The 6379-nt window shown below is 74.4% G+C and carries 5 protein-coding genes; all 5 read right to left on the bottom strand.

Annotated elements, in window-relative coordinates; all coding sequences use genetic code 11:
• Positions 1-99 precede the first annotated feature (99 nt).
• On the bottom strand, positions 100-1449 hold the full coding sequence (gene ccrA / locus AB0C96_RS42810) for a crotonyl-CoA carboxylase/reductase (protein WP_362925691.1): 1350 nt from the start codon (positions 1447-1449) through the stop codon (positions 100-102).
• Positions 1450-1474: 25 nt separating this feature from the next.
• On the bottom strand, positions 1475-2743 hold the full coding sequence (locus AB0C96_RS42805) for an activator-dependent family glycosyltransferase (protein WP_362925690.1): 1269 nt from the start codon (positions 2741-2743) through the stop codon (positions 1475-1477).
• A gap of 43 nt (positions 2744-2786) precedes the next feature.
• The gene (locus AB0C96_RS42800) at positions 2787-4034 is read right to left on the bottom strand and encodes a P450-derived glycosyltransferase activator (RefSeq protein ID WP_362925688.1); all 1248 of its coding nucleotides are present in this window, start codon (positions 4032-4034) and stop codon (positions 2787-2789) included.
• Positions 4035-4128: 94 nt separating this feature from the next.
• Positions 4129-4842 carry a class I SAM-dependent methyltransferase gene (locus AB0C96_RS42795; RefSeq protein ID WP_362925686.1) on the bottom strand — a complete coding sequence of 238 codons (714 nt, stop codon included), beginning with the start codon at positions 4840-4842 and terminating at the stop codon, positions 4129-4131.
• Positions 4842-6379: thioesterase domain-containing protein (locus AB0C96_RS42790; RefSeq protein WP_362925684.1), on the bottom strand; the 1538-nt coding region annotated here is incomplete at its 5' end. The genes AB0C96_RS42790 and AB0C96_RS42795, both read right to left, overlap by 1 nt.

The following is a 6379-nucleotide window of genomic DNA, read 5'->3' as shown; positions in this document are numbered from 1 at the left end:
CTGACACGTTGAACACCGGCTCGGGGCGGGGGGGGGCGCCCGGCCGCCCCGGCGCGGGGGGCGCGGGGGCGCTCCGGCCGGCCGGGGCCGACGGGGCGGTCAGCGGAACCGGTTGATCGCGTCGATGTGCCGGGCGCGCATCTCCTCGTCGCGCACGCCCAGCCCCTCGGTCGGGGCCAGGCAGAGCACGCCGACCTTGCCCTGGTGGACGTTGCCGTGCACGTCGTGGACGGCGAGCGCGGTGTCGGCCAGCGGGTAGGTGCAGGAGAGGGTGGGGTGGATCTTCCCCTTGGCGACGAGGCGGTTCGCCTCCCAGGCCTCGCGGTAGTTGGCGAAGTGGGTGCCGACGATCCGCTTGAGGTGCATCCACAGATAGCGGTTGTCGAACTCGTGGCGGTAGCCGGAGGTGGAGGCGCAGGTAACGATGGTGCCGCCCCTGCGGGTGACGTAGACGGACGCCCCGAAGGTCTCCCGGCCGGGGTGTTCGAAGACGATGTCCACGTCCTCTCCGCCGGTCAACTCCCTGATGCGGGCGCCGAACCGCTTCCACTCCCGCGGGTTCTGGGTGTGCTCGTCGGTCCAGAAGCGGTAGTCCTCGGCGGAGCGGTCGATGATCGCCTCCGCGCCCATGGCCCGGCACACCCCGGCCTTGCGCTCGCTGGAGACCACACAGATCGGGTTGGCCCCGCCGGCGAGTGCGAGCTGGGTGGCGTACGAGCCCAGGCCGCCGCTGGCGCCCCAGACCAGCACGTTGTCGCCCTGCTTCATGCCGGCGCCGTTGCGGGACACCAACTGGCGGTAGGCGGTGGAGTTGACCAGGCCCGGCGCGGCGGCCTCCTCCCAGGTGAGGTGGGCGGCCTTGGGCATCAGCTGGTTGGACTTGACCAGGGCTATCTCGGCCAGGCCGCCGAAGTTGGTCTCGAAGCCCCAGATCCGCTGGGCCGGGTCGAGCATGGTGTCGTCGTGTCCGTCGGCGCTCTCCAACTCCACCGACAGACAGTGCGCCACGACCTCGTCGCCGGGCTTCCAGACGTTCACCCCGGGGCCGGTGCGCAGCACCACGCCGGCCAGGTCGGAGCCGAGGATGTGGTACGGCAGGTCGTGACGGGCGGCCAGCGGCGAGGTGCGGCCGTAGCGCTCCAGGAAGTCGAAGGTCGGCAGCGGCTCGAAGATGGACGACCACACCGTGTTGTAGTTGACCGAGCTCGCCATCACCGCGACCAGCGCCTCACCGGGCCCCAGTTCGGGCAGCGGCACCTCGTCGACGTGCAGCGACTTGCGGGGGTCCTTGTCCGCGCTGTGCATGCCGCGGAACATCTCGGTGTCCTCTTTGCGGACGGTCACGGCCCGGAAGGACTCGGGCAGGCGCAGCCCGGCGATGTCCTCGGGCGTGCGGTCGGGCGCGGTGATCGCGGCGAGCAACTCGCTCAGGGCGTGGCTCTCGGGCATGGTGGATCGGCTCCGTTCGATCGTGTCATCGGGTCGCCCGGTGCAGGGCGGTGAGGCGCTCCAGCGTGGGGACGACGGCGGCGGGTGTGGGGTCGGCGAGCATCTCCTCGCGCAGCCGCCGCGCGCCCGCCCGGATCGCGGGGTCGTGTACGGCCGCCTGCACCGCGTCGGCCAGGCCGCGCGCCGTGAGGGTCGCGGCGGGCAGGTCGAACCCCGCGGAGAGGCGCTGGAGTTGCTGGGCCTTGAGCGGCGCGTCCCACAGCGCGGGCAGCAGGATCTGCGGCACGCCGTGGAGCAGGGCGGTGGACCAGGTGCCCGCGCCGCCGTGGTGGATGATCGCCGCGCAGCTGGGCAGCAGCGCGTCGAGCGGCACGAAGTCCACCGGCACGACGTTGTCGGGAAGGTCGCCGAGGCGTTTCTGCTGGGATGCGTCGAGGGTGGCCACCACCTCGATCTCCAGCCGGCCCAGCGCCTCCAGCAGCTCGGAGTAGGAGACCGCGTCGCGGCCGTAGGTCTCGCGGGCGGAGATGCCGAGGGTGAGGCAGACGCGGGGGCGATCGGGCTTCCTGGCGAGCCAGGGTTCGATCACGGCGCGCCCGTTGTAGGGCACGTAGCACATGGGGACCGTGGTCTGTCCCAGGTCCAGCCGGGTGCTGCGGGGCCCCGGGTCGATCACCCAGTGGCCGAGCACGTCGCGTTCGTCGAAGGCGCAGCCGTAGCGGTCGAGCGTCCAGCCGAGCCATTCGGCGATGGGGTCCTCGCGCAGTTCCTCCGGCACGCACTCCAGCGCTTCGAGGAAGCGCCGTCGGGACCGTCCGATGGCGTCGGGGCCCCAGAGGATGCGGGCGTGGGCGGCACCGCAGGCGCGGGCCGCCACCGGCCCGGCGTAGGTCCACGGCTCCCACACGACCAGGTCGGGGCGCCAGTCACGGGCGAAGGCGACGATGTCGTCCATCGTGGCGGCGCCGTTGAACGGGGCGAAGCACAGGGCGGCCATCATGCTCTGCTGGCCGAGCAGATGCTCCCAGGTGGTCTCGGCCGCGGTCTCCACCTCGGAGAACTCGAAGCCCCGCTGATAGGGGACGAGGTCACCGCCCATCTCGGCGAGCAGCTCGGCGGCGGGCCGGTCGTCGCCGACGGGGACGGCGGTCAGCCCGGTGGAGGTGATGACGTCGGTGAGCGAGGGCGGGCTCGCCACCCGCACCTCGTGCCCGGCCGCGCGCAGCGCCCAGGCCAGCGGCACCAGGCTGTAGAAGTGGGTGTTGTGGGCGAGGGAGGTCAGCAGGACGCGCACGGTGACTCCGGTCTGGGGCGGGGGCGTACGGCGGGCGGCGGGGTCATCCCGGGTGGACCCGGAAGCGGGCGCAGGCGCGGACGACCGGGGAGCGCGGCCGGGTCAACGGCGGTTCCTCGGCCCGCAGTTCGGGCAGGCTGCCGGGCATGGCCTGGACCGCGGTGGTGGCGGCCAGGCGGATGAGCGGGAGGGCGAGGGCCAGGTGCGGCCCGTCCGGGCCGCCGAGCGGCTCCGGCCCCGGAAGGTCCCGCCCGGCGGCGGCCAGCACCACGACGTGGTCGTCGGCGGCGATCCGTTGGCCGCCGATCCGGAGTTCGGTGTGCGCGACCCGGCTCTCCAGCCGGGCCGGGGGCCGGTCGCGCAGCGTCCGGTCGACGGCCCGCGCGGCGGCCGGGGTGCGGCCGGCCCGTGCCCACTCCCCCGGTCGGTCCAGCAGCCGGTGCACCGTGTTCGCGACGGCGGTGGCGGCGGGCTCGGGGGTGCCGATGGCAAGGAGCAGCGCGATGCGCTCCACGTCGCGGGGCGTGACGCCGTCGCGCAGGAGCAGGGCGAGCACGTCGTCGGGCCGGGGCTCGGCGCTCTCGACGGCCCGCTTCTTGTCGGCGACGAGTTCCGGGACGAGGTCGGCCAGGGTCCGGACGGCGTCGGCGGACTCCCGGGCGACGGCCAGGGTCTGCGGGGCGAATCGGGCGTCGAGCTGGGGAGCGCAGGCGGCGAGTGCCCGCGCGGCGGTGTCGCGGTCGCGGTCCGGCACGCCGAGGAGGCCGAGCACCAGCTCGACGGCGTACGGCCGGGCGACCTCGGTGACGAGGTCGAACGCGGCGCCGTCGGAGGGCAGCAGGCGGCGGAGCAGTCGGCGGGCGGCGGTGCGCGCCGCGCAGGGCGCCTCGGCCGGGGCGCAGCGGCTCAAGCCCGGCTCGGCCAGCTTGCGCAGCCGGGCGAGCTCGGCGTGCTCGTGGCGGGGGAACGCCTCGGCCAGCGGCAGCAGTTCCTCGTCCGGGCGGCGGCCGGCGCGGTCCAGCGTGCCGAGCCGCGGGTCGGCCAGGACGGCCGCCGCCACCTCGGGGTCCGCGGTCACCCAGGCAGCTGACAGCTCGCTGCGGAACCACGGTCCGCCGGCGCGGATCTCCCGTTCGAGCGGGGCGGGGTCGGCGAGGGCGCGCAGGATCAGCGCGTACGGGTCGCCCTGATTGCCTGCGCACCACTGCGCGGCACGGGTCAGCTGAAGCCGGCGGCCGAGCTCCCGGATGCCGGCGTTCGCGGGAGCCGGCGCCATGGCAGGGGTGGGCATGGCTTCCATACCTTTCTTCTTGGGTTGATCCGGGTCATTCGTAAGATCGGGACACCCAGGGATTCCTCTCGTCGTCTCGGGGGCGGAGTCCGCCTCAGCGGCGGGTACCGATGAACAGTCCGCGGCCGGAGGAGCCGCCCTCCTGGTAGCGCACGTCGCAGCCGGCGCGCTCGAAGGCGCGCTCGTAGTCGGCGCGCGGGAACAGGGTGATGGTGTGGTCCTCGGTGAGGTGGCGGATGCCACCGGCGGGTTCGGCCACGAGGTAGTGCACCTCGATGCGGGTGGCGTCGCCCTCCCGCACGGAGTGCGAGACCCGGCAGATGGTGCGCTCGCCCGCCTCGGTGACGCTGGCGCCGACGTAGCCGGAGGTGAAGGAGTCGGGGAACCACCAGGGTTCGATGAGGATGACGCCGCCCGGTTCGAGGTGGTCGGCGAAGCACCGCAGGGTGCGGTCGAGTTCGTCGGTGCTGCTCAGATGGCCGATGGAGCTGAACATGCAGATCACCGCGTCGAACCGGCGGCCCAGGGCGAAGGAGCGCATATCGCCCTCGTGCAAGGGGACGTCCGGGTTCCGGCGGGTGGCGATGGTCAGCATGTCGCGGGAGAGCTCCAGGCCCTCGACGCGGTCGAAGAGGCCGTCGAGGTGGCGCAGGTGCTGACCGGTTCCGCAGGCGACGTCGAGCAGCGACCGGGTGGCCGGGCGGTGGGCGCGCACCAGTGCGGCGATGTCCTCGGCCTCCTGCCGGTAGTCCTTGCCCTTCCCCTCGTGGACCAGGTCGTAGACGGCCGCGATGTCGTTGGCGTACATCAGTGTTCTCCTCCGGTGCGCAGGGTGGGCTCGGTCGGGTGCGGGGCGGCGCCCAGCCAGTCGTGCACGACGGACGCGGTGTGCCGCGCGTGTGCGGTGAGCATGGTGAAGTGGTTGCCGGGCACATCGGCGACGGTCCGGGCGAACGGGACCTCGGAGCGCCAGTCGCCCCGGCCGCCGTCGGCGGGCCACTCGCGCAGCGGCTCCGACGCCCGGACGAGCAGGACGGGGGCGCGCAGTGCGGTGAGCCGGGTGGTGAGCAGCAGCCGGTGGTAGCCGGCCATGGCGGTGAGCCGGTGGTCCTCCAGGGGGACGGTGCTGCGGTCGAGCGCCCAGCGCAGCAGGTCGTCGCGCCAGACACCCATCGCGCCGGGGTCCTGTGGACGGTAGACGTCCATCAGCACGACGGCCGTGGGGCCGGCCCCGCGCTCCTCCAGCCGGGCGGCCAGGGCGTGCGCGATGTTCGCCCCGGCGGAGTGGCCGGCGAGCGCGAACGGCTTGCCCGCGGCGTGTTCCAGCAGGGCGTCGGCCTGGACGTCGAGGAGGGCGTCGAGGGAGGCGGGCAGCGGTTCCGCGGGGCCGCCGAACCCGGGCAGCGGGAGGACGACGGTCTCGCGGCGCTCGCGCAGCCCGTCGGCGAAGGGGGCGTACTCCCCGGGGCCGGAGGTGGCCGCGGTGCCGGCGCAGCAGTACAGCGTGGGGTGCGTCGCCGGTCCGGTCGCCAGGAGCACCGGCGCCGGGCGCGCGCTGCCGGGGTGCTCACGGGTGAAGGCGGGGCGGAAGGTGGCCAGGGACGCCATCAACTCCACGGCCTCGGCGGATCGGCCCTGTTCGACGGCGGCGCGGAATCCGGCGAACAGCCCGCTCTCGGCCGGTGCGGCGCCCTCGTCACGGCCGGTGGCCCCGGCGTCGACGAGGGCGGCGAGGTGGTCCGCCAGCGCGGTCGGGTCCTCGTGGTCGAAGACGAGGGTGCTGGGCAGGTCGAGGCCGGTGTCCTCGGCCAGTTGGCGGCGCAGCCGCACCGCGGCCAGCGAGTCGAAGCCGAGGTCCCGGAAGGGGGTCCGCCGGTCGACCCGGCCGTCCTCGGTGTGGCCGAGGAATGCGGCGATGTGGCGCAGGACGAGTTCCAGGGCGAGCCGCGGCCGGTCCGCGGGCCGGGCCCGTACGAGGTCGGGTGCGGTGGCGGTGTCGCCGGCGGGCCGGGGGGCGGCGAGCGCGGTACGGGCGGCGGGGATGTCGGAGATCAGGGGGCTGGGGCGGAAGGCGGTGAAGCCGGTGACGAACTGCTCCCAGTCGATGTCGGCCACGGTCACCGTGGCGTCGCCGCTGTCGATGGCCTGGCGCAGGGCGACGAGGGCGGTCTCCGGGCGGAGGGGGGTGAGGCCGTGGCGGGCGAGGTACCCCTCGGGGGCGATCTCGACCATGCCGGTGCCGCCCCAGACGCCCCAGGCGACGGAGGTGGCGGGACGGCCCTGGGCCCGGCGCCGCTCGGCCAACGCATCCAGATGCGCATTGGCCGCCGCATACACCGACTGCC

This window comes from Streptomyces sp. NPDC048506 (assembly GCF_040651315.1).
Classification (GTDB): Bacteria; Actinomycetota; Actinomycetes; order Streptomycetales; family Streptomycetaceae; genus Streptomyces.
This window is presented reverse-complemented; position numbering and strand designations above follow the sequence as displayed.